Source organism: Marinobacter shunpengi, assembly GCF_045449695.1.
In the GTDB taxonomy this organism is placed as follows: Bacteria; Pseudomonadota; Gammaproteobacteria; order Pseudomonadales; family Oleiphilaceae; genus Marinobacter.
In genome coordinates this window covers 441867-465249 of the sequence record NZ_JBJJKZ010000005.1, presented here as the reverse complement: position 1 = coordinate 465249, position 23383 = coordinate 441867, and the positions used below count along the sequence as shown (strand labels likewise).

Annotated in this window: 17 protein-coding genes and 1 tRNA gene; 1 reads left to right on the top strand and 17 read right to left on the bottom strand. The window is 61.0% G+C overall.

Going from position 1 to position 23383, the window contains the following annotated elements; all coding sequences use genetic code 11:
• Window positions 1–24: 24 nt before the first annotated feature.
• The 16 genes from infC to ACJO2E_RS03980 form a co-directional block, all read right to left on the bottom strand.
• Window positions 25–570: a translation initiation factor IF-3 gene (gene infC / locus ACJO2E_RS04055; protein ID WP_328188925.1), complete on the bottom strand. Its 546-nt coding sequence runs from the start codon at window positions 568–570 to the stop codon at window positions 25–27.
• Complete coding sequence (thrS, locus tag ACJO2E_RS04050) at window positions 567–2492, bottom strand: threonine--tRNA ligase (protein ID WP_406962075.1); 1926 nt, start codon at window positions 2490–2492, stop codon at window positions 567–569. The genes infC and thrS overlap by 4 nt, the downstream gene beginning before the upstream one ends.
• A gap of 110 nt (window positions 2493–2602) precedes the next feature.
• The gene (locus ACJO2E_RS04045; RefSeq protein ID WP_406962074.1) at window positions 2603–5221 is read right to left on the bottom strand and encodes a TRAP transporter permease; all 2619 of its coding nucleotides are present in this window, start codon (window positions 5219–5221) and stop codon (window positions 2603–2605) included.
• 90 nt (window positions 5222–5311) lie between these two features.
• The gene (locus ACJO2E_RS04040; protein WP_406962072.1) at window positions 5312–6307 is read right to left on the bottom strand and encodes a TAXI family TRAP transporter solute-binding subunit; all 996 of its coding nucleotides are present in this window, start codon (window positions 6305–6307) and stop codon (window positions 5312–5314) included.
• 200 nt (window positions 6308–6507) lie between these two features.
• A complete protein-coding gene (gene pepN / locus ACJO2E_RS04035) occupies window positions 6508–9147 on the bottom strand; it encodes an aminopeptidase N (RefSeq protein WP_406962070.1) in 2640 nt (879 codons plus the stop codon).
• A gap of 5 nt (window positions 9148–9152) precedes the next feature.
• Entirely contained in the window at window positions 9153–9953 is an 801-nt protein-coding gene (locus ACJO2E_RS04030; RefSeq protein ID WP_406962375.1) for a DUF2797 domain-containing protein, read from the bottom strand.
• A 46-nt stretch (window positions 9954–9999) separates the two neighbouring features.
• Complete coding sequence (locus tag ACJO2E_RS04025) at window positions 10000–10251, bottom strand: YeaC family protein (protein WP_406962068.1); 252 nt, start codon at window positions 10249–10251, stop codon at window positions 10000–10002.
• A gap of 201 nt (window positions 10252–10452) precedes the next feature.
• Window positions 10453–11316, bottom strand: coding sequence for a rhomboid family intramembrane serine protease (locus ACJO2E_RS04020; protein ID WP_406962066.1), 864 nt, complete (start codon window positions 11314–11316; stop codon window positions 10453–10455).
• Between the two features lie 5 nt (window positions 11317–11321).
• A complete protein-coding gene (locus tag ACJO2E_RS04015) occupies window positions 11322–12332 on the bottom strand; it encodes a metallophosphoesterase (RefSeq protein WP_406962064.1) in 1011 nt (336 codons plus the stop codon).
• Window positions 12333–12334: 2 nt separating this feature from the next.
• Window positions 12335–13219 carry an NAD(+) kinase gene (locus tag ACJO2E_RS04010; RefSeq protein ID WP_406962062.1) on the bottom strand — a complete coding sequence of 295 codons (885 nt, stop codon included), beginning with the start codon at window positions 13217–13219 and terminating at the stop codon, window positions 12335–12337.
• Between the two features lie 145 nt (window positions 13220–13364).
• Window positions 13365–14627, bottom strand: coding sequence for a DNA repair protein (locus tag ACJO2E_RS04005; RefSeq protein WP_406962060.1), 1263 nt, complete (start codon window positions 14625–14627; stop codon window positions 13365–13367).
• A 209-nt stretch (window positions 14628–14836) separates the two neighbouring features.
• Window positions 14837–16903: an oxidoreductase gene (locus ACJO2E_RS04000; RefSeq protein ID WP_406962058.1), complete on the bottom strand. Its 2067-nt coding sequence runs from the start codon at window positions 16901–16903 to the stop codon at window positions 14837–14839.
• A 376-nt stretch (window positions 16904–17279) separates the two neighbouring features.
• Window positions 17280–17356 (bottom strand) — tRNA-Asp (locus ACJO2E_RS03995).
• 152 nt (window positions 17357–17508) lie between these two features.
• Window positions 17509–19098: an ATP-binding response regulator gene (locus ACJO2E_RS03990; protein ID WP_406962056.1), complete on the bottom strand. Its 1590-nt coding sequence runs from the start codon at window positions 19096–19098 to the stop codon at window positions 17509–17511.
• Window positions 19099–19142: 44 nt separating this feature from the next.
• Window positions 19143–19769 (bottom strand): response regulator FixJ, encoded by a 627-nt coding sequence (gene fixJ, locus ACJO2E_RS03985; protein ID WP_406962054.1) that lies wholly within the window; start codon window positions 19767–19769, stop codon window positions 19143–19145.
• Window positions 19770–19875: 106 nt separating this feature from the next.
• The gene (locus ACJO2E_RS03980; RefSeq protein WP_406962052.1) at window positions 19876–22278 is read right to left on the bottom strand and encodes a Lon protease family protein; all 2403 of its coding nucleotides are present in this window, start codon (window positions 22276–22278) and stop codon (window positions 19876–19878) included.
• 316 nt (window positions 22279–22594) lie between these two features.
• Here ACJO2E_RS03980 and ACJO2E_RS03975 point away from each other — a divergent pair, with 316 nt between their 5' ends.
• A complete protein-coding gene (locus ACJO2E_RS03975) occupies window positions 22595–22879 on the top strand; it encodes a hypothetical protein (RefSeq protein ID WP_406962050.1) in 285 nt (94 codons plus the stop codon).
• 16 nt (window positions 22880–22895) lie between these two features.
• Here the strand turns inward: ACJO2E_RS03975 and ACJO2E_RS03970 are convergent, their stop codons facing one another.
• On the bottom strand, window positions 22896–23366 hold the full coding sequence (locus ACJO2E_RS03970) for a flavodoxin family protein (RefSeq protein ID WP_406962048.1): 471 nt from the start codon (window positions 23364–23366) through the stop codon (window positions 22896–22898).
• Between the last annotated feature and the right edge of the window lie 17 nt (window positions 23367–23383).

Genomic DNA, 23383 nt, shown 5'->3' with positions numbered 1-23383 from the left:
GGGGGACCTGACTGAAGCTCGGGATTACTTCTTTTTACGGGGCGACACCACCATGGTCATCTGGCGGCCTTCCATCTTGGGCCGTTGCTCTACCTGGGCCAGCTCCTCAATGTCCTGCTCGATGCGGTTCATGAGTTGCATACCGATTTCCTGGTGTGCCATCTCACGGCCACGGAAGCGGACAGTGATTTTGCCGCGGTCCCCGTTTTCAAGGAAACGTATCAGGTTGCGTAGTTTGACCTGATAATCCCCTTCTTCCGTCCCTGGTCTGAATTTCACTTCTTTGACCTGGACCTGCTTCTGCTTCTTCTTCGCAGCGGCCTTGGCCTTCTTCTCCTCGAAGACCTTCTTGCCGTAGTCCATTATCTTACAGACGATCGGATCGGAATCCGTAACCTGAACCAGGTCCAGAGACGCTTCTTCAGCTGACTTTAAAGCCTCTTCGATCGGCACAACGCCAACCTGGTTGCCCTCCGCATCAATAAGCCGGACTTCCGTTGCGTCAATGTTATCGTTGATCCGTGCTTTTGGTGCACGACCACCCCGATTCGCTCGCTGTTTGATAGTCAGTTCTCCGTATTGGTTCTGCCTTTGCGTGCGATTTCTGCTGACAGCAGCTCCTCGAACGCTTCCGGCGACATGGTTCCGAGATCTTCACCTTTGCGGGTTCTCACCGCAACGGCCCCGTTATCGACTTCCTTATCGCCGATCACGACCAGATAGGGAACCTTGTTTAAAGTATGCTCGCGGATTTTAAAGCCGATCTTCTCGTTTCTCAAGTCAGCATTTACCCGATAGCCCGCATTCTGCCACTTTTCTGCGAGATTTCGGCAATAATCCCCCTGGCGATCAGTAATATTCAGGATAGCCACCTGGGTAGGTGCCAGCCAGGTGGGGAAGGCACCCTCGTATTCCTCGATCAGGATCCCGATAAACCGCTCGAAGGACCCCAGGACCGCCCGGTGCAACATAACCGGTGTCCTGCGCTCAGAATTATCCGCCACGTACTGGGCGCCCAGGCGCCCCGGCATGGAGAAGTCCACCTGGATGGTGCCACACTGCCAGACCCGGCCGATACAGTCCTTCAGGGAGAATTCGATCTTGGGCCCGTAGAAGGCACCCTCGCCGGGGAGCAGTTCCCAGTCCACACCTTCCCGGTTCAGGGCCTCTTCCAGGGCCGCTTCGGCCTTGTCCCACACCTCGTCGGAGCCAACCCGCTTTTCCGGGCGGGTGGACAGCTTGTACAGGATCTGGTCAAAGCCAAAGTCCGCATACACCTCATGGAGCATGGCGATAAAGCTGGAGACTTCCTTCTGGATGGCATCTTCCTCGCAGAAGATATGGGCATCATCCTGGGTAAAACCACGCACCCGCATCAACCCGTGCAGCGCGCCGGACGCCTCGTTACGGTGGCAGGAACCGAACTCCGCCAGCCGCAGCGGCAGGTCCTTGTAGCTCTTCAGGCCCTGGTTGAACACCTGGATGTGACAGGGGCAGTTCATGGGCTTGATGGCGAAGTCGTATTTCTCCGACTCGGTGGTGAACATGTCATCCTGGAACTTGTCCCAGTGACCGGACCGCTCCCACAGGGTACGGGAAACCACCTGCGGCGTCTTGATCTCCTGGTAGCCATGACGGCGCTGCATCCCGCGCATGTACTGTTCAACTTCCTGGTACAGGGACCAGCCGTCCGGGTGCCAGAACACCATGCCCGGGGCTTCCTCCTGCATGTGGAAAAGACCCAGCTTTTTGCCTATCTTGCGGTGGTCCCGCTTCTCGGCCTCTTCCAGGCGCTGCAGGTAGGCCTTGAGTTCCTTCTTGTTGGCCCAGGCCGTGCCGTACACCCGCTGCAACTGCTCGTTGCCGGTGTCGCCACGCCAGTAGGCGCCGGCCACCTTGGTCAGCTTGAAGGCCTTGAGTTTGCCGGTGCTGGGCACGTGGGGGCCGCGGCACAGATCGATGAAATCGCCCTGGTGGTAGAAGGACAGATCCTCGTCACCCGGGATGTCCTCGATGATGCGGACCTTGTATTCCTCACCCATGTCGCGGAACAGCCTGATGGCCTCGTCCCGGGACATGACGGAGCGGGACACGGGGATGTCCTGCCTGGCGAGCTCGCCCATGCGCTTCTCGATCCGCTCCAGATCCTCGTTGGTGAACGGGCGGTCGAACTTGAAATCGTAGTAGAAACCGTTGTCGATCACCGGGCCAATGGTGACCTGGGCCTCGGGAAACAGCTCCTTTACCGCCATCGCCAACAGGTGGGCAGTGGAATGACGGATGACATCAACCCCTTCTTCGTCACGGTCGGTGACGATGGCCAGATCGGTGTCACTGTCAATACGGTAACTGGTGTCCACCAGCTTGCCGTTGACGCGACCAGCCAGGGCGGCCTTGGCCAGGCCCGCGCCGATATCAGCGGCCACATCGTGAACGGTGACGGGATTGGGGAAACTGCGATGACTGCCGTCAGGCAGGGTAACTACCGGCATGGGAAAACTCCTCTCAGCGGTGATCCGTACCAAAGACCACGTGTTAACGGGAGCCGCGCTACCAGTGCGGCTCGATCGGGCCGGAGTTTAACAGGAAATCTGCTGGCCTGTCAGGTGGCTGGCGCCGTGTCTGGGGGATTTTCCTTACGCCGGCGCCGGACCTGCAACCAGCCGATCAGACCCAGCAGGGCCAGGGCCGGAATATAGATCAGTTCCCGGGGTGGGCGCTCCTGGGGAACCCGGATGGCATTGATAGTCCAGCCGAAATCCAGACCGGCGTTGGCGGCCGGGCTGTCGAAGCCGACGAAGTCCACCGTGTACACGTCGCCGTCCGGAGCACCCTCGATGCCCATGTTCATCACACGTTGCTGTGGGGTGTCGCCTTCAGCCAGCGGGATCTTGACCCAGGTGGAGCGCTCCTCGTCCCCGGTGAGCGACGGACCGGATGCCTGGGCCATGATGGCATCCACCCGCGGCTGATCCGCCAGCGCCTCCACCTGCTGCACCAGTTCCGACCCGGGGCGCTGCTCGTATTCCGGATAGACCCGGTCCCACCAGAATCCGGGGCGGAACAGGGTAAAGGCGATCAGGATCAGCAGGGCCGATTCCCAACGGTAGCTGCGGGTCAACCAGTAGCCCTGGGTGGCCGCCGAGAACGCCAGGATCGCCACCACCGCGCTGGCGATGGTGATAATCAGATCCAGCGGCCCAGTGAGGCCAATCAGCAGCAACTGCGTGTTGAAAATAAACATGAACGGCAGCACGGCGGTTCGTATATCGTAGGCAAAGCCCTGCACACCGGTACGTATAGGATCCGCCCCGGAGATGGCGGCGGCGGCGTAGGCAGCCAGGCCCACCGGTGGCGTATCGTCTGCCAGGATGCCGAAGTAGAACACGAACAGATGAACGGCAATCAACGGCACCAGCAGGCCATTCTCGGCCCCCAGCGTCACGATTACCGGCGCCATCAGCGTCGACACCACTATGTAGTTGGCCGTGGTGGGCAGCCCCATCCCCAGCAGCAGACTGATCAGCGCGGTGAAGATCAGCATCAGCAACAGGTTGCCGCCGGAGATGAATTCGACGAACTCGGTCATGACCAGGCCGATGCCGGTCAGGGTGACCGTACCCACCACGATGCCGGCAGTGGCTGTCGCCACACCGATGCCCACCATGTTACGGCCACCGGTGGCCAGGGCATGGATCAACTCGGAAAAGCCGCTGCGAACAGTGCCCCCGATGTCGCCGTGCTTGCGGAAGAACGCCAGCAGGGGCCGCTGGGTGATCACGATGAAGATCATGAATATGGTCGCCCAGAAGGCGGACAGCTGGGGCGAGAAGCGCTCGACGGTAAGACACCAGACCAGCACCACCACCGGCAGCAGGAAGTACAGGCCGGTCTTGACCGTGGGACCAACCTCCGGCAGCTCGGTCATATCGCTGGAGCCGTCATCCGACTCCAGGGGCGGAAATTTCGCGGCGTAGGCAACAAGCGCAATGTAGACCAGCAGCAACAGCGGGCCCAAAACCCAGACGGCGGCCTCCCCCATCAGCGACTTGGTCCAGCCAATCCCGTAGTAGACCACCAGGGTCAGCACAATAAGACCGATCAGTAACACCACCCAGGTCAGCATGCGCTGGGCAAGGGTCGGCTTGTTCAGGCGCTCGATGCCCTTCATACCCAGCTTGCAGGCTTCCAGGTGAACGATGTAGATCAGGGCGATATAGGAGATCAGCGCCGGCAGGATGGCGTGCTTGATGACCTCCAGGTAGGAAATACCCACGTATTCCACCATCAGGAACGCGGCGGCCCCCATGATGGGCGGAGTAAGCTGGCCATTGGTGGAGGCAGCCACCTCAACGGCCCCGGACTTGGTGGCCGGGAAACCCACCCGTTTCATCAGCGGGATGGTGAAAGTACCGGTGGTCACCACATTGGCGATGGACGAGCCGGAAATAATCCCGGACAGGCCACTGGACACCACCGCGGCCTTCGCGGGACCGCCCCGCATATGCCCCAGCAGCGCATAGGCGACCTTGATGAAGTAGTTACCCGCCCCGGCTTTCTCCAGCAGCGCCCCGAACAGGACGAACAGGAACACGAAGGTGGTGGAAACCCCCAGGGCAACCCCGAACACACCCTCGGTGCCGAGCCACTGGTGAGACGCAAGCTTCTGCAGGCTGGCGCCCTTGTGGGCAATCACATCCGGCATCCAGGGACCGGCCAGGGAATAGGTGATAAAGACTGCGGCGACCACGGTCAGCGGCAGGCCAAGTGCACGCCGGGTGGCCTCCAGCAGCAGCACGAGCCCCCCCAGAGCGACCACCAGATCCCGGGTAACAGGCGCGCCGGGACGGTCAGCCAACTGGTCATAGAAAATAAAAAGGTAGGCCGCTGAAAACGATGCCGCCAGGGCCAGAATCCAGTCAAACCAGGGAATATGGTTGATATGCCGCCCCCGGAACATGGGGAAGGCGGTAAACGCCAGGAAGGTGGCAAACGCCAGATGGATGGACCGGGCTTCGGTGGAATTGAACACCCCGAAATCCACCATGAACGGCAGCGGGGACGCAATCCACAACTGGAATAGCGACCACACCAGCGGAACGACGAACAGCAGGACCGACGACGGTCCCGTTAACGCCCTGCCCCCGGTTTCCGTCTGTAGTACTTCGTGAATCTTCGAGACATCAACACTGTCGGAAGCAGACGGGTCGCGTTTGCTCATGGGCCGGTTCCATCGGAAATTCAGTGGTCAGATACAAACCGCCGGAGGACTCGGCCTCCGGCGGTACGATTACAACTGAGTGCCGGACCGTCAGTCGATCAGGCCTGCCTCACGGTAGTACTTCTCGGCTCCCTTATGCAGCGGAGCACTCAGGGCATCAGATACCATCTCTTCCTTCTTGAGGTTGGCGAAGGCCGGGTGCAGGCGCTTGAAGCTGTCGAAGTTCTCGAACACCGCGCTGACCACTTCGTAGACCACGTCCTCATCCACATCGGCGGAGGTCACGAAGGTAGCGGCCACACCAAAGGTGGTCACATCCTCGTCGTTACCGCGATACATGCCGCCCGGGATGGTGGCAACCCGGTAGTAGGGGTTGTCATCGACCAGTGTCTGGGTGGCATCGTTGTCCACTGCCACGATGGTGCTGTCACAGGAAGTGGTGGCCTCCTTGATGGCCCCGGACGGGTGGCCCACGGTATAGAAGAAAGCATCGATATTGCCGTCACACAGGGCCTGGGACTGTTCGGCGGCCTTCAGTTCAGCGGCCAGGGAGAACTTGTCCATGGTCCAGCCCATTTCATCCATCAGCACCTCGGCCGTGGCCCGCTGACCGGAGCCGGGGTTACCCACGGACACCCGCTTGCCTTCCAGGTCCTCGAAGGTCTTGACGCCGGAGCCCTTACTGGCGACCACGGTGAAAGGCTCAGGGTGCAGGGAGAAGACCGCGCGGAGGTTCTCGTTCTTGCCGTCGTCCTCGAACTGGCTGGTGCCATTGTAGGCGTGGTACTGCCAGTCGGACTGGGCAACCGCCAGGTCCAGTTCACCCTGACGGATGGCGTTCAGGTTGTAGACGGAACCGCCTGTGCTTTCCACGGAGCAACGGATGCCATGCTCCTTGCGATCCATGTTGACCAGCCGACAGATGGCACCACCGGCCGGGTAGTAGACACCGGTGACACCACCGGTACCAATGGTCACGAAGCGCTGGTCCTGCGCAGACACCGACATGGAGCCCGCTGCCAAGCCAACGGACGCTGCGATCGCCAGGGTGGAGGCTTTGAGTCTCAGATCTGTTCGGATTGCCATAGACGATTCCTTCTTGATTCGCGTTATTGGTCGAACCCCCGGCCCCCCGGACTGCCAAAAGCGACAGCGGGGCTATCCGGCGGCTTTCCAGCCGGACGTTACAATACGTCACATTCTCAGCTTGTTAGAAAATAGCCCACATTGGCCCCAAAATAAAGCCGACTATGGGACTAAGCGCCTGAGTCTCCAACCATTCTCGGCTAGTCGGCCAGACTCTTGTGGACAATCTCGTAGACATCACGGGACAGACCATCCTTCTCCCGCACCGACTCCAGCGCCTTACGCATGCCTTCGCTGTAGACATGGGCGAACTTCCGCCATCGGGTCAACGGTGCACACAGCCGGGCAGCAATCTGCGGGTTGCTGTCGTCCAGGCGGCGAATGGTGTCCGCCAGGAACTGGTAGCCGGACCCATCCTGCTCGTGGAAATGGGCCAGGTTCTGGCCGGCAAAGGCACCCACCACGCAGCGGATCTTGTTGGGATTCTTCCAGTCGAAGGCCTCATGCTCCAGCAACCGACGGACTGCCGCCAGATCCCCGGATACCGGACTGCCTGCCTGGATGGAAAACCATTGTTCCACCACCTGCGGGTCCTGGTGCCACTGCTGGTAGAAGGCATCCAGGGCGCGGCTGCGCTCGTCCCCGAAGGGGGAATTCACCAGGGCCCGCAGGGCGCCGGACTGGTCGGTCATATTGGTGGCGGAGTGGAACTGTTCCAGCGCCAGGTCCCGCGCCTGCTCGTCACCGATATGCAGCAGCCAGGCCAGCGCCATGTTGCGCAGGCTGCGACTGGCCACATCCTCCGGCGTCACCTGGTAGTGTTCCGCCGGCTGCTGGCGCCGGTAGCAGGCCAGCAGATCGTCCCGCAGGGCGGTGGCCAGCGCCTTCAGCACCCGCTCCCGGGCGTGGTGGATAATCTGCACATCCGCCCCATCGGAGAGTTCGATCAGATAGGCCTCGGACGGCAGTTGCAGCATCTTGGCCACCAGCGCCTGGTCCGCATCCCGGTCATTAAGCAGGGTGCGGCTGGCCTCGATCAGCCGGTCGTCCACGCTGGTGTCGGCGTGCCCCGACAGCTCGCGGATCACATCCACTGCCAGACGCTGACCGGCATCCCAGCGATTGAAACCGTCGCTGTCATGGCTCATCAGGAACATCAGCTGATCGCGGCTCCAGGGGTAGTTCACCCGCACCGGCGCCGAGAAATCCCGCAGCAGTGACGGTACCGGGCGACTGTCGATGCCGGTGAACTCGAAGACATGTTCCTCATCGGTCAACTCCAGCACCCGGGTGGTGTCCCCCTGATCGCTCTCCCCGGACAGGGTCAATGGAATGTCATTGCCATCCTGATCCAGCAGCCCCAGGGCGAACGGTATGTGCTGGGGCTTCTTGTCGGTCTGGCCCGGGGTGTCCGGAATGCTCTGGCGAACGGTCAGGCGATAGACCTGCCCCGCCTCGTCATAGTCGTCCTCCACCGCCAGCACGGGTGTGCCAGCCTGTTCGTACCACAGGCGGAACTGGCCCAGGTCACGGCCACTGGCGTCTTCCATGGCTTTGACAAAATCATCCGTGGTCACCGCCTGGCCGTCATGACGCTCGAAGTAGAGATCACTGCCCTTGCGGAACAGCTCCGGCCCCAACAGGGTGTGGATCATCCGCACCACCTCGGCGCCCTTCTCGTAGATGGTCAGGGTGTAGAAGTTGGAGATCTCCATGTAGGACGCCGGGCGCACCGGATGCGCCATGGGACCGGCGTCCTCGGCGAACTGGGCGGTACGCAGCAGGGTTGCGTCTTCGATACGCTTGACCGTGGGCGAGCCCATGTCGGCGGAGAACCGGGAATCCCGGAACACCGTGAAACCCTCCTTCAGGCTGAGCTGGAACCAGTCACGACAGGTCACCCGGTTGCCGGACCAGTTGTGGAAATACTCGTGGGCGACGATGGCCTCGATGCGCTGGAAGGCCATATCGGTTTCCGACTCCGGGCTGGCCAGTACGCAGGACGAGTTGAAGATGTTCAGGCCCTTGTTCTCCATGGCGCCCATGTTGAAGTCGTCCACCGCGACGATCATGAAGATGTCCAGGTCGTATTCGCGGCCATAGACCTCCTCGTCCCAGCGCATGGCCCGTTTCAGCGAGTCCATGGCGTGGCCGGTCTTCGTGGCATTGCGGGGTTCCACATAGATACGCAGGTCGATGTCACGACCGGACAGGGTGGTGAAGCGGTCCTTCTTCTCCACCAGGTCCCCGGCCACCAGGGCAAACAGGTAGCTGGGCTTGGGGAATGGATCTTCCCAGGTGACGAAGTGACGGCCACCCTCCAGGTCGCCCCGCTCCACATCGTTGCCGTTGGACAGCAGGATCGGGTAGGACGCCTTGTCCGCCTCGATACGGGTGCGATAGCGGGCCATGACGTCCGGGCGGTCCGGGAAGAAGGTGATGCAACGGAAACCCTCCGCCTCACACTGGGTGCAGAACATGCCGGAGGATTTGTACAGCCCCTCCAGGCGGGTGTTGTTCTGGGGCTCGATCCAGGTGACCACCTGCAGCTCGAAGGCATCCGGCACCGACGGCACCACCAGAAGCTCGCCCCGGTCCTCGAACTGGCCCGCCTGAAGCTCACGACCGTCCAGGTGGACGGATTCCAGGGTCAGGGAATCGCCGTTGAGCTCAAGCTGTTCCGCCGGTCCCGTGGCCTCCGGGTTACGGCGTATGCTCAGGGTGCTGTGTACCCGGGCGCCGTCCTCGAACAGCTCGAACCGCAGGTCCACGTGATCCACCAGGAAGTCCGGTACCCGGTATTCACTCAGATAGATGGTTTTCGGTTGGCTTGTGCGCATTGGTCTTACTCCGATAAAACCCGTACACGGACGTTGTAGGCCGTATACTTGCGAATATTGATAACGCCGGTGTCCAGCATCAGGTACTGCCCCTTGATCCCCTGAAGAACACCCGTGACCACGGGCTCCTTGTCCAGATTATGGGGCTTGACCTTCTCCGGCCAGGTCTCCACCGGATAATCCAGAGTCCAGACCGGATCATCGGCGGTTTCGATGGTGCCCTGACCATGTTCGACGGCCAGTTGTTCCAGATCCGGCGTGATTTTCTCCAGCAGTGCTGCCCGCTCGGCCACCAGATCCATTTCCGGCGCCTCGCCCTTGAGCATGGTGCGCCAGTTGGTGCGATCCGCCACATGCTGTTTGCAGGCCACTTCCACCAGGCCCGCGAGGTAGCGGGTTGCCACCCGCAGCATGGGAATGGCCGCCACCGCCCCCTGGTCGATCCAGCGGGTGGGCACCTGGTTGGCCCGGGTAATGCCCACCTTCAGTCCGGATGAATTGGCCAGGTAGACCACGTGGCCGGTCATGCAGTGGGTCTCGCCCCACTCCGGCTCGCGGCAGGTGCCCAGGTGATAGTGGCACTTCTCCGGGCTCATGATACAGCTGTCGCAAGCCGCCAGCCGCTTGAAGCAGGGATAGCAGTAGCCCTGGTTGAAGCTCTTGCTGGTCTTGCGATTGCAGTGGACACAGCGGATCTCACCACTAAAGGTAATTTCTATCGGCTGCCCGATCAGGTCGTTCAGGGCCAGGCCGTGGTCACCTACCTTCAGGGTATAGCCTACAGGGGTTTCTGCCACCGCCGGCATTTTCACCAGGCGGCCACTGAGTTCGATGGTTTCGCTCAAGACCACCTCAGCTTACGATGCGGATGGTGTCTTCGCCGGGGTCCTTGCCGGAACCACAGGACTGGCGCTCGATGTACCCTACCCGCTCATGCTCGGGAATATTGTGGGTTTTCTCGTAATGGATCACGGCCTCCAGGCAGATCCGGCGCTGCTCGCCGGACACCTTGCGGCCATCCGGCCATTTGCCCAGCTCGATGGCCCGGCGCAGATTCTGGTAGACGGTAGGATCCAGGCGTTGAATTAATTCTTCGTAAGTCATAAAAAAGTGCCCGAAAGGGTTTGACACCCTTAAACGAAAATGATTATCATTAACTCACCAAATGACGCGGTCGTTTCATTTGGTCTCTCTCATCAGGAGCTTCCGAGCTCATTTATGCCCCACCTTTTGGTGGGGCTTTTTTTATGTCCGAACTAAAAGCCCAGGAGTCTGCGCGATGGAAATCGCACGGACTCCTCGCACTCAGGTCGCCCGTTGCAGTCGAGGGGGGGGCATCACAAGAGCCATCAGCAATCCACCCAGGAAGCCCCCCAGGTGCGCCTCATTGGCCATGCGACCGATTCCCAGCCAGACCGGTAACGGAGTGAATCCAATGATCATCCACACCAGGGCAAAGGTCACCAGGGCAGGCGGAAACTGGAAACGGGGCTGCCGTTGCTGACTGAGCCAGCAGTAGCCCAGCACCCCGTAGACGACCCCCGACAACCCACCAAACAGCGGCCCCGAGACCAGGTACTGCAGCGTGTTGGAGGCCAGACTGGTCACCAGGAACAGCGCCAGGAAGCGCCCCCGGCCATCCATCCACTCCACCTGGCTGGCCAGGAACCACAGCATCACAGAGTTGAACAGGATATGCATCAGGCTGAAGTGGAGGAAATCCGGCGACACGAGTCGCCAGATCTGGCCACTGGCAAGGCTGCCCGTCAGGGCGTCCAGCCGCTGCGCGAACGTCTGCCAGTCGTGATAGCGAGGGTCCACGTACATGAAGACCGCGGACATGATGTTTTCCCCAAGCCCGGTCAGCCAGGCGACCACCGCGGCCACAATGATCAGCCCGAACACCATCGGTGAATGCCTGGGTGCCGGTTGCCAGCGACCACCACGGAACGGCGCCCGGCTGGCCTGGTTCACCCGGTCACGGACATCGTCCCGGGTCATGTACTGCTCCAGCGCGGCCAGCACCGGTTCCTCATGGTCGGGGTTGTCCAGCCACAGCACCTGGACATCGGACTCCCGGGTGATCTGGTGTTTCACCCCCTGGTGTCCCAGCCAGGTGCTGAACCCGGACAGGTCGTCCCCGGTCTCCAGTTCCTTGATTCGATGCAAGCCGATTACCTCGCGACGCTGTCTTCGGTCTGGGGAGCGCCGCTGATTTCCGGGCGCTCCACGTTCACGTAGACGAACTTCTCGGGTAACAGTTCCCGTTCGTCGTCCAGGCGGTAGGCCACCAGCTTGCCGTATTTCACGGCACTGTAATCCAGGCAGGCTACATTGGGTTTCAATGGGGCGGGCTCGCCCTCCATCCAGTAGTGACCCACAAAAACCGGGCGTTCGCCAAGGGGATACCGGATGATCTCCGATCGTTCCTTCTCGGACAGCTCGCGGCGGGCCACCTCCTCCGGCAACGGGTCGGGCTGGAACACCACATCACCATAGGTGCGGGGATCGTCGGCCCAGAATTTGGTGCGGAAGAACCTGCGGGTGTAGCCATCCCGCCCGGTGATGGTCGTGCCATCCGGCAGGGGCAGGTCCGTGCCCCGCAGCAGCGTATCCATGACCTGTCCGGCGAAGGACTCGATGGCCGCCGACGCGTGCAGGAAATCCTCGTCGATACAGGGGCTGCCCTGGGATTCCAGGAACTGGCGAATCAGACGCTCGTCCCAGCAGGCATGTACCACCCGGAAGCGCTCCTCCTCGATGAACAGCGGCAGGGTGTAGAACCATTCCAGGAATTCGTTCCATTCCTGGGGATGGTGATCGAACTGCTCCAGGGTTTCCTGGATCAGTCGGTTATGGCGCGCATTGTGCTCCCGCAGGAACTCCTTGCCACTGCCTGGCCGGGCCCGGGTGCAATAGCCCAGGGCGTTGTATTCATGGTTGCCCATGACGATCCGGGCGGAACCATGCTCCACCATGTCCCTGACCAGGTGCAGCGCCTCGCGGATCCGGGGGCCCCGGTCAATGATGTCGCCGATAAAGATCGCCTGGCGCCGGTCATGCTGGTAGACGCCGTTGCGCTTGCGGTATCCCATCTGCTGCAACAGGTGTTCAAGGGTACGGGCGCAGCCATGGATATCGCCGATGATGTCGTAGCCCCGGGAGGCCGGTCTTACACTTGCCATGATTAACTCGCTGCTATCTCGCTGGCCCAACCGAGTTTCTCGCGGCAGGTGGCGTAGAAATTGTGATCCTTGGGATGGATCAGTCGGATCTTGAAGGGCTTCTTGGTGATACGGATGATATCCCCCGGCGCGCAGGCAATGTCCATCTGGCCGTCAAAGCTGATCTGGGGATAGGTCTCGTTGGTGTCGCCGATCACCAGCTTGATCTCACTCTTGCCATCCACCACGATGGGCCGGCTGCTCAGGGTATGGGGGAACATGGGCACCAGCACCACCGCATCCAGCTTGGGATGCATGATGGGCCCGCCAGCGGACAGGGAATAGGCCGTGGACCCGGTGGGCGTTGACACGATCAGGCCGTCGGACCGCTGGCTGTACACGAAATGGCCATCGATATAGAGATCGAACCCGATCATCCGGGTGGACTTGCCCGGGTGCAATACCACATCATTCAGGGCACTGCCGTAACCCAGTGGCTGCCCGTCCCGCTCCAGGTTGCCATCCAGCAGGAAGCGGTTCTCCTCGATATATTCGCCCCGCAGTACCTTTTCCAGACGCGCTTCCAGCTCCGAGGGAGAGATGTCGGTGAGGAATCCCAGGCGACCGCGGTTGACCCCGAGGATCGGAATCTTGGACTTGGCCAGCTCCCGGGCCGCCCCCAGCAGGCTGCCATCACCGCCGACGACGATGACCAGGTCGCAGATTTCACCCAGCAGCTTCTTGCTGGCCACCTGAAGGCCGTGACCGGGCAGCATGCCCGCCGTGTCCTGCTCCAGGATCACCTGGTAGTTCTCATTGAGCAGGTAGGTCTTGAGGGACCTCAGCGTTTCGACCACCTTGACACTGCCCATGCGGCCGATAACACCGATATTCCTGAATTGATCCATTAACTCTCTCAGTCTGTCAGTCGCGATGTCTGGAAGCGTCCGGGGACCAGAGATTGGCTGGCCCATTCCCGGAAGCATCCCATCATCTTAACGAATTACGGATCAATTCTGAAAAAGATTGTCCGGTGGTGAAGGTCGGTGAAGGTTAACGGTGATCGTCGCAACGGTCGTGCACGCCCGCCTCGAACTCGCCGGGCTGGCTGATCCGCAGGACCGGCTGGCCACAGGTCTGCCCTTTCTTCTTGCCCGGGGCACGGCAGACGGGGTTCTCGTAGTGGTCCAGCCAGCGACGGTAGTCCGGTTCCGAGAGTCCACACTTTTCCGCCGCGTAGCCGGTGGGGTTCTCGAAATAACGGCGGAGGTCGTTGTAGGGCAGGGTCAGGTGACCGACACCAGCGTGGTAGCCCACCAGGAAAACCTTCTGGTCCTGCAACTGGCGAATCAGGCTGTCCTCGTCCGGGGCCTTGTTGCGGGCCTCATTCAGGGCCTGCTCCAGTTCCCGGGTGAGTTCCCCCATACTGTCCAGCTCCCGCTGTTTGCGCTCCAGTTGCTCGCGCAGCAGGACCACTTCCGCCTGGGCGGCTTCCTCCATACCCTGGGGCGCCTCCGACGCTGCCGCCCGGGCCTCATCCAGCTGCTGGCGCAACTCCTCCACCTGGAGGTCCCGGCGCTCCAGGCGCTTCTTCACCTTCTTCGCATCGAGCCTGGTCCGTTCCAGCTTCCGTTCCAGCTCGGTCATCTTTTCCTGCCAGGCGCGATGTTCGAGCCTCTGTTCCCGCTGCATGGCCGCCAGGGAATCCCGGTGGGCGCCCTGCAGGGTCTTGATACGCAACCGCTGCTCACGAATCATGTGGGCCAGCCGGTTCCGCTGGGCCCTGGCCTCCTGGCTGGCGACCTCGGCGTCCGGCTTACCCAGCGCGGTACGCAACACGGGGATCTGCTCGTCGTCGGACGAACTCTTGCGCTTGTACTTGAGGTGGTTGGCCGTCACGGCCTTGCGGATGGTCTGGAAGTGGTTGGACCCCGGCGTCATGTCCGGATCCCAGAGCTCGGACTGGTAGCGCTTCTCGGGACACAGGCTGCGGCAGACCAGACGGATGGGCCCCGCCCCCATATCCGGGCCGGCCGAGCCTTTCATGGCCAGTGCCTCCACCGGAATGTTCCAGTGGCTGTCCGCGCGCCCTTCCTCGTCAAAGTAGATCCGGAAGAACACCAATCCCCGCACCAGCAGGTCGGGACCGATCTGCACGAACACCGCCTGCACGTCGGTGTCCGCCAGGTCTGACAGGCCCACATAGCCGTCCAGGAAGGCGTCAAATTCGGTGGCCCGCATCTGACGCGCCACCTCGATACCATCCATGAGGAAAACGGCGGAATATCCTTCTTCGGATGGATCGGCTAGAGCCATTTAAACCCTCCGGCTAAAAGAAACCTGAGTTACCAAATATTGTGACGTCAGAGAGGTCACAACATTGCATCGGAACATCTCAGTGTGACGACCAGCGTCCATTTTAGCCAGAGGGAGTCACTATCGGCAGCAGGGAACTGTGAGAATTTGTGATTGACTACCGCGGAACGGGTCGCCGACACCGGCGACCCGTATTCAAAATATACAGGTTATAGCGAGGCGGCAAGGCGGCTGCCCTGATCAATCGCGCGCTTGGCATCCAGCTCGGCCGCCACATCCGCACCACCGATCAGATGCACCGGCAGGTTGCTGCCCTCCAGTGCCGACTGGAGCTCACGCAGGGGATCCTGGCCGGCGCAGACCACAATACTGTCCACTTCCAGCACCCGGTCTTCCGCATTTTCGCCCTTGCCGGCGATGGACACATGCAGCCCCTCGTCATCGATCCGCCGGTAGGTGACGCCCGGTACCATGTGCACGCCCTTCATCTTCAGGGCGGAACGGTGGATCCAGCCGGTGGTCTTACCCAGCCCCTTGCCCACCTTGGACGTTTTGCGCTGCAGCAACCAGATCTCCCGCGCCGGTGGCGTCACGTCCGCGCTGACACCTTCGACACCACCACGATGCTCGACCGACAGGTCCACGCCCCACTCCTTCATGAAGGCATGCTTGTCCAGGGATACCGACGCCCCCTGATGCACCAGGAACTCCGACACATCGAACCCGATGCCACCGGCGCCAATCACCGCCACCCGTTCGCCAATAGGCTTACGACCGGTCAGGGCATCGATATAACTCACCACCCTGGGATGGTCGATACCCTCGATCTCTGGCGTGCGAGGCTTGATACCAGTGGCCAGAACCACCTCGTCAAACCCGCCCTCACGCAGGGTATCGGCGTCAACCCGCGACCCCAGACGCACATCCACGTCAAGCTTCTCCAGCATGACACGGTAATAGCGGAGGGTTTCGTGGAATTCCTCCTTGCCGGGAATCCGCTTGGCCAGGTTGAACTGCCCGCCGATCTCGTCAGCGGAGTCAAACAACGTCACCTTGTGCCCGCGCTGGGCAGCCACGGTGGCAAAGGCCAGACCGGCAGGACCGGCGCCAACCACCGCCAGTTTCCGGGGGCTTTCCGTCGGGGTGTAATTGAGCTCGGTCTCATAACAGGCGCGGGGATTCACCAGGCAACTGGTCAGCTTGCCGCTGAAGGTATGGTCCAGGCAGGCCTGGTTGCAGCCAATGCAGGTATTGATTTCCTCGGCCCGGTCTTCCGCCGCCTTGTTCACCAGATCCGCATCCGCCAGGAACGGCCGGGCCATGGACACCATGTCCGCCTCGCCGGTGGCGAGGATCTGCTCCGCCACGTCCGGCATATTGATGCGGTTGGTGGTCACCAGCGGAATACTGACTTCCTTCTTCATCCGCGCCGTGACTTCAGTAAACGCGCCCCGGGGCACGGATGTGGCAATGGTGGGCACCCGCGCCTCATGCCAGCCGATGCCGGTATTGATGATGGTGGCACCGGCCTTCTCGATGGCCTTACCCAGTTGCACCACCTCTTCCCAGGTACTGCCCTCTTCCACCAGGTCCAGCATGGACAGGCGGTAGATAATGATGAAATTGGGGCCAACCCTCTCCCGCACCCGCCGAACGATCTCCAGGGGCAGGCGGATACGATTCTCGTAACTGCCACCCCAACCGTCGGTGCGCTTGTTGGTACGGGCAACGATAAACTGGTTAATGAAGTAGCCCTCGGAGCCCATGATCTCGACACCGTCGTATCCGGCCCGCTGGGCCAGGGCCGACGCGGTCACATAATCCTCGACCTGCTTCTCGATCCCGGCCTCATCCAGCTCATTGGGCGTGAACGGGTTGATCGGCGCCTGCACGGCAGACGGCGCCACCAGTTGCGGATGATAGGCGTAACGACCGGCATGGAGGATCTGCATGCAAATGGTGCCTTCGGCCTCATGCACGGCCTGGGTAATCACCTTGTGCTGATCCGACTCTTCCTCCGTGGTCATCTTCGCGGCGCCGGGGCCGACACTGCCCTCCACATTAGGGCCGATGCCCCCGGTCACGATCAGCCCGGCACCACCACGGGCCCGCTCGGCGTAGAAGGCGGCCAGACGCTCAAAACCATTGGGGCGCTCTTCCAGCCCCAGGTGCATGGAGCCCATCAGGGTCCGGTTACGGAGCGTGGTAAAACCCAGATCCAGAGGGGCCAGCAAATGGGGATAGCGGGCCTTGCCCGGTTGTTGTGAAGCGGTCATGCGGGGTCTCTCTTAATCAATTTTAGTTTTTGGCGGCACCACCCAGGTTCGAGGTTCGGTGCCGGGGGCCGTTTTCCGGGACCTTCAAAAACATGGACGTTTTTGAAGAGCCTCCATGGACGGATCCACGGCGTGTCCCGGAAAACGGCACCCGGTGCCGGACCATGTCCCCGGATTCGCAATCTTGGCTGCTTTCACCAGGTGATGAACAAGGCGCCCATGTTCAGGATTCGACTAAAGTAGAGGTTCGGCCGATCAGGCTCAAGACTTACCGGACAATTTTTGCGACAGGTAAAAAACAAACAGGAACAACTACCCAAGACCAGGGGAGCTTCCAAACAGGAAAATCAAAGGGGACATGAAAGGGGGAGAAAAATGGCGGAGCGGACGGGACTCGAACCCGCGACCCCCGGCGTGACAGGCCGGTATTCTAACCAACTGAACTACCGCTCCGCGATCTGTTGCCACCCACCTGAAACCGAAGGAGTGGATCCGGCTGAGCCCGTCTGCGTGACTGCTCTGTGACAACGTGGGCGCATTATAAAGATGGCTCCGGGCATGTCAACGCTTTCCTGAAAACTTTTTCCAGAGCCTCCCTGAACCGGTTACTCCGCACTCAACTCAGCCGTCGCCGGAGCCACTGGCAGGGTAAAGAAGAACACCGCCCCCTGCCCCTCCGGACGCTCAAAACCGATCTCGCCCCCCTGAGCCTGAATCAGGGAACGACACAGGGTCAAACCAATCCCCATCCCCTCCTTCTTGGTGGTAAAGAACGGCAGGAACAGCTTCTGTTCGGCGTCTTCGGGCAGGCCTTCACCATGGTCCCGGACCTCGATGCGGACCATGGTGTCGTCCAGCATTCGGGCATTCACCTCCACCGGTTCCACGGAGCCCGCCCCCCGGGTGGACTCCAGCGCGTTGCGGATCAGGTTCAGGGCCACCTGCTGTACCTGGACGGGGTCCGCCAGGACATCCGGCACCTCATCCGCCACAACCACCTCGACACCACCGTCGTTATTGCGGGCATCCACCTCCGCAAACTGGCGGGTTTCCTCCAGCAAGGCAGCTACCGACAGTACCTCCTTGCCCACCGCCGGCTTGCGGACAAACCCGCGAATACGCCTGACCACCTCACTGGCCCGGTGGGATTGGGCTTCAATCTTTTCCAGGGTCTGTGACAGCAGTTCCGGATCGGGTTCATCGGTCCTGAGCATACGCAGGGCAACGCGGGCGTAATTGGTAATGGCGGTCAGGGGCTGGTTCACCTCATGGGCAAAGCCGGCAGCCATTTCCCCCATGGTGGCCATGCGGGAGGCATGGGCAAGCTGGTCCCGCTGCTCCTGCACCAGGTTACGGGCGTCTTCCAGGGCCTGCTCGTTCTCCAGTTCGGTGGTGATATCCCGGAATACCACCACCGCGCCGGTCAGGCGGTCCCCTTCCTTCTTGGGCGTGGCCCGGTATTCGGCGGGGAAGCCGGAGCGGTCGGCCCGGTACATGGTGACGTTACGCTGATGTTCGGCAATTCCCTGACGACAGGTGGCCTGCACCGGCAACCCGTCGGCAGCATCCTCCGATGGATGCCACAGGGCTCCGGAACAGGGCCGGGGCTGATGGAAGTGAAGCTCGAAAAAATTCTGGCCGATCAGCTTTTCCACGCTGCAACCGCTGATCATGGCCGCCGCCGGGTTGGCAAAGACAATATCGCCCTCGGCATCCAGCCCGTAGATGCCTTCGCTGATGGCATTGAGGATACGGGTCTGGTCGCTTTCCAGTTCCCGGTTGCGCTCCTGCAGGGTCCGCTCAAGGCGTATGACGCGGGCGTGGGTGCCCACCCGGGCGATCACCTCCTGGGCCTGAAAGGGTTTGGAGATATAGTCGGCACCCCCAAGGGAGAACCCCTTGAGCTTGGCATCCACATCATCCAGGGCCGACAGGAAAACCACGGCGGAATCCGCGGTGACCGGGTCCGCCTTCAGACGCTCGCATACCTGGTAGCCGTCCAGGTCCGGCATCATGATATCCAGCAGGATGACTTCGGGCCGGTGACGGGATGCCAGGGTCAGTGCTTTCTTGCCATCGTTGGCAATCAGCAGATGATAACCACGATCCTTGAGGGTTTCGTACAGGACCTTGAGGTTCTGGGCATTGTCGTCAACAAGTAGCACCGTGGACTCGGTGCTGGCCTGGTCAGTCATAGGTTACAGCCGGTTGCGGGAATAGGTTCATGATGAACCGCCGTTCATCCGACGTCGATAAGGTCCTTTACGGACAGCACCATGCGAACCAGGTGGGCCAGGGAGTGGGTACCCATCTTGTGCATCACCCGTGAACGGTGGATCTCAACGGTGCGCTGGCTGATCTCAAGCTCAATGGCAATCACTTTGTTGGCCTGGCCGGCAATCATCCGCTCCATGATCTCGGTCTCACGGGGCGTCAGGGTCTTGATGCGGCGGACGATCTCCTGTCGCTCTCCCAGGGTCTTGCGCTGCTCCCGGTCCTGCTCCAGGGCGGACTCGATTTTCTCAAGGAGGGCCTCTTCCCGGTAGGGCTTCTGGATAAAGTCCACGGCGCCTTCCTTCATGGCATCTACAGCCAGGGGCACATCACCGTGGCCCGTCACGAAGATAATGGGCAACAGCGAATGACGGGCGTTGAGCTTCTTCTGCAGCTCCATGCCATCCATGCCGGGCATGCGGATATCCAGCACGATGCAGCCGGCCATCTCTTCCGAATAATCGCCGAGGAAGTCCGTGGCACTGGGATAGGTCTTCACCGCCTTGCCATCGGATTTCAGCAGCAACTCGAGAGAGTCACGTACCGCCTCATCGTCCTCAACCACGTATACGGTTTGCTGGATATCGGTCATTCCTGTAGCTCCTGTCGTTATTTTACCCTGACCCGTTTGTACCCTGACCCATCGCGCCCTTTGGAAGGCCGCTTCCGAATGGCATCCGCCGGAGTTTCCCAAGAGGTTAATGGATCGTGGAATCCTTTGCAGCCCCTTCATGCTCACGACGTTCATGCTCCCGCATGTCGGACAGGCGACGGGCAATGGCACCAAAGAGGCTACCACGGGGGTATTGGCCCTTGCGGTCGGCGACGCCCGCCGGCTTGCCCATCAACAGTTCCACCGCCTCCTCCACCGTATTGACGGCGTAGATGCGGAACTGCCCAGCCCTGACCGCTTCCACCACCTGGCTGTCCAGCATCAGGTTCTGCACATTGGTGGCCGGCACAATCACACCCTGGGTGCCGGTCAGTCCCTTGATACGACAGGTCTCGAAGAATCCCTCCACCTTCTCATTGGCACCGCCGATCGGCTGCACCTCGCCAAACTGGTTCATGGAGCCGGTAATGGCCAGATCCTGGCGCACCGGCACCCCGGACAGGGCCGAAACCAGCGCACACAGCTCCGCCACCGACGCACTGTCGCCGTCCACCTCGCCATAGTTCTGTTCGAAGGTCAGGCTGGCAGACAGGTGCATGGGATCCTGGGCGGCAAACCGGGACGACAGCCAGGCACTGAGGATCATCACCCCCTTGGAATGAATGTTACCGCCCAGCTTGGCATCACGCTCAATATCCAGCACATCCCCGTCACCGTAGTAACAGGTGGCCGTCACACGGTTTGACAGGCCGAACTCAAAACCACCGGTGGACAGCACGGACAACGCATTAACCTGCCCCACACATTTGCCCTCGGTGGTGACCAGGGTGGTACCGTCGCGGATTGAATCGTAGAACTGGTCCCGGATGCGACTGCTGCGGTAACGGGCGCTCTCCAGGGCCTGTTCCACATGTTTGTCCTGGATCAGTCGCGCTTTGGCCTGACGGGCCCAGTAGTCCGACTCCCTCAGCAGGTTGGCAATATCGGCGGCATGAAGCGAGAGCCTGTCCTGGTGTTCGGCGGTACGGGAGCTGTATTCGATCACCCGGGCCACGGCCTTGCGGTCACAGTGCAGCAGTCCCTTTTCATAAACCAGGCTGGCGATGAACTTGGCATAGAGCAACTGACTTTCCGGGGTGCGACGCATCTCGTTCTCGAAATCCGCAGTCACCCGGAACAGCTCCGCGAATTCGGGATCGTATTCCTGCAGCAGCATCCAGGTTTCCCGGTCACCGAACAGGACGATCTTCACATCCAGCGGAATCGCCTCCGGTTCCAGGGAAATGGTGCCCGACAGGGTCAGCTCCCGCTCCAGGGAGTTGATCATGATGGACCTGCTGCGCAAGGCCCTTTTAAGGCCATCCCAGACGAAGGGCTGCTCCAGTACCTTGATGGCGTCCATCAGCAGGTAGCCACCATTGGCCTTGTGCAGGCTGCCGGGGCGGATCAGGGAATAGTCCGTGAATACGGTGCCCTTGAAGGTCACGTTCTCCACGTAGCCAAACAGGTTGTGATAGGTAGGGTTGTCTTCCACCACCACCGGCACCTCATCGCTCTTCTGGTGCACCAGCAGGTTCACCAGGTAGCGACGGGGCATCTTCTTGTCCAGGGAGGCATAGGCGATGGCCGCCTGGTCCTCGTTGTCATCCAGGAAGATGTCCAGGTTTTCGGCCAGGTCCTTGCGAACGGCTTCGAGATAGTCCACCACATCCGGCTCTTTCTCGTAGCGTTTGACCAGCTCGTCGATCTGGTGACCGGAAATGGACTCCAGGGTTTCCTGGTTCAGAGCCTGCTGCTTTTCCGCATATTCCTGCTCCCAGTCCGCAATCTTGCGCACCGCCTGCCGCAGTTTCTTCTCCAGCTTGTTGATGTCCTCTTCGAATTTGTTGCGCTGGGCTTCGCTCAGCCCGGCAAAGGTCTCCGCCGTGTGGGGTTCGTCACCGTTCATGGCCACCAGCCGGTAACCACCAGGCGTGGTGAGGGTCAGGCTGACTTTCTTGCGCTTGGCCTGGTTGGCCACCTTTTCCAGCTCATCCTCCTGCTTCTTGCCATACTCCCCCTTGAGCTGTTCGGCACGCTCCAGGAAGCTGTCACTGTCGAAGGTCTGGGGAATCATCTTTACCAGGCGGGACATGAGCTTTTCCATGTCCTGCTTGAGATTGCCACCCTCCCCGGCCGGCAGGCGGATCATCCGAGGCACCCGGGGATCGTCGAAATTGGCCACATAGCACCAGTCATGGATGCGGTGGTCCTCGTCCACATGATGCTCCAGGTAGCGCAGCATCATGGTGCGCTTGCCCAGGCCATTGCGACCGACGGCGTACACGTTGTAGCCGCCGTGGGGCATGTTGAGCGCAAAGCGTACGGCTTCCTGGGCGCGGTTCTGGCCAACGATCTCAGCCAGGGGATCCAACTGTCGGGTGGTCTTGAAGGGGAGGTCCTTTAGAACGCAAGCCTTGTAAAGCTGATTCAGGGGCAAAGCCTTCAATGTGATGTCCTGTTGTTCTCGAATGAGTGGTCACAAGTTCCCAGCATAGTGGCAAGTGACGTTACTGTCTGCCGGGGAAACCGGCCATTCTAGGCTGTTCTGCCACATCTGTCGCCTGTGCCGTAACAGGGCGCCAGGAATGCGTACCGGTGCACGTTTCTTGCTTGTTTCTTGCTAGCGCACCCCGGTACAGGCTAAAGATCATCCGGGCGGGGCCGATAAACAGGAGTGACCAACTACCAGAACTCGGCCACACACTGATATTCCGCAGTCGACCAGAGTGGTCAGGGAATCATTTTTCAGGGAGATCAATAACGTGGAAATCCTCAAGACGTTTGCCCACTCGCTGACGGCACTCGACCGACCGGCCAGGACACCCGCCAGGGAAGTGGTCCGTGTGGATGACACCCGGCCAGCGCCTGCCGAACCGGTAAGGGATCGCCGGGTGCAACCGGACCGGCGTCGCCGCCAGGAAGCCTTCAAGGGCCCCGACAGGCGCCGGAAAAGCAGCCGGCGACGCCCGATGCTGCTGCACCCACGAACCGGCGAGGAAACCAGCCTGGAAGACCGGCGCGGGCGTAACCTCCGCACCAGTGCCTGAGCCCCCAACAGGGCGGTTACAGCAACCCGGCATCCAGGCTGGCCGCCATGGCCATGCCGAGGTCATGGCACTGACCCACGAATTCCTCCCGGAATTCGCCACGGCACAGCACAGGCTCCTGCACCTGACGCCAGCGTAATCCGGTGGTGATGCTATCGATCGCCCGGTGGGTGCCGGTGCCATCGCGGCCGGCGCGGATATAAAACGTGAAAGGCAGGCCCTGGGTCTTTTCCAGGCAGGGGTAGTAGCTTCGGTCGAAGAAATCCTTCAGGGCACCACTCATGTACCCGAGATTTTCCGTGGTGCCCAGCACAATGGCGTCGCACCACAATACGTCATCCGGACCGGCATCCAGGGGCGCCAGTACCCTGACCTCGACATTCTCGATGTCCGGGTGACTGGCTCCCTCGGCAACGGCTTCCCTGAGCCGCTGCGTGTTGGGTGAGGGAGCATGGGCGACAATCAGCAGTTTCTTTACGTTTGCCATGGCTCCTCCCGATCCGG

Bases quoted from the DNA above. Each gene is read 5' to 3' on its own strand.
- ACJO2E_RS04030 (WP_406962375.1), bottom strand. From the start codon at position 9,953: ATGCCGGCGGTGGCAGAAACCCCTGTAGGCTATACCCTGAAGGTAGGT.
- pepN (WP_406962070.1), bottom strand. From the start codon at position 9,147: ATGCGCACAAGCCAACCGAAAACCATCTATCTGAGTGAATACCGGGTA.
- ACJO2E_RS04015 (WP_406962064.1), bottom strand. From the start codon at position 12,332: ATGGCAAGTGTAAGACCGGCCTCCCGGGGCTACGACATCATCGGCGAT.
- ACJO2E_RS04045 (WP_406962074.1), bottom strand. From the start codon at position 5,221: ATGAGCAAACGCGACCCGTCTGCTTCCGACAGTGTTGATGTCTCGAAG.
- ACJO2E_RS04025 (WP_406962068.1), bottom strand. From the start codon at position 10,251: ATGACTTACGAAGAATTAATTCAACGCCTGGATCCTACCGTCTACCAG.
- ACJO2E_RS03970 (WP_406962048.1), bottom strand. From the start codon at position 23,366: ATGGCAAACGTAAAGAAACTGCTGATTGTCGCCCATGCTCCCTCACCC.
- thrS (WP_406962075.1), bottom strand. From the start codon at position 2,492: ATGCCGGTAGTTACCCTGCCTGACGGCAGTCATCGCAGTTTCCCCAAT.
- ACJO2E_RS04040 (WP_406962072.1), bottom strand. From the start codon at position 6,307: ATGGCAATCCGAACAGATCTGAGACTCAAAGCCTCCACCCTGGCGATC.
- ACJO2E_RS04005 (WP_406962060.1), bottom strand. From the start codon at position 14,627: ATGGCTCTAGCCGATCCATCCGAAGAAGGATATTCCGCCGTTTTCCTC.
- ACJO2E_RS03990 (WP_406962056.1), bottom strand. From the start codon at position 19,098: ATGACTGACCAGGCCAGCACCGAGTCCACGGTGCTACTTGTTGACGAC.
- ACJO2E_RS04010 (WP_406962062.1), bottom strand. From the start codon at position 13,219: ATGGATCAATTCAGGAATATCGGTGTTATCGGCCGCATGGGCAGTGTC.
- fixJ (WP_406962054.1), bottom strand. From the start codon at position 19,769: ATGACCGATATCCAGCAAACCGTATACGTGGTTGAGGACGATGAGGCG.
- ACJO2E_RS04000 (WP_406962058.1), bottom strand. From the start codon at position 16,903: ATGACCGCTTCACAACAACCGGGCAAGGCCCGCTATCCCCATTTGCTG.